This window comes from Bacillus cereus group sp. BfR-BA-01430 (genome assembly GCF_022663115.1).
GTDB lineage: Bacteria > Bacillota > Bacilli > Bacillales > Bacillaceae_G > Bacillus_A > Bacillus_A cereus_BD.
The window spans coordinates 1-223 of the sequence record NZ_JAKUEW010000102.1; the positions used below are offsets into that span (position 1 = coordinate 1).

Sequence of the window (223 nt, forward strand, 5' to 3'; positions counted from 1 at the left end):
GTACAGGCACCTTTTATCTCGCTAGAAGCTTTTCTTGGCAGCGGGGAATCAAAGACTTCGCTCCATAAGGAGCTTCCCCATCACAGCTCAGCCTTCGCGGTAAGCGGATTTACCTACTTACCAGCCTAACTGCTTGGACGTGCACAACCAATCGCACGCTTCTTCTATCCTTCTGCGTCCCTCCATTGCTCAAACGATAAAGAGGTGGTACAGGAATATCAAC

1 rRNA gene is annotated in these 223 nt (G+C 49.8%); it reads right to left on the minus strand.

Features of this window, described 5'->3' with window-relative positions:
* Positions 1-223 (minus strand): 23S ribosomal RNA (locus MR058_RS23910); the annotation flags it as partial.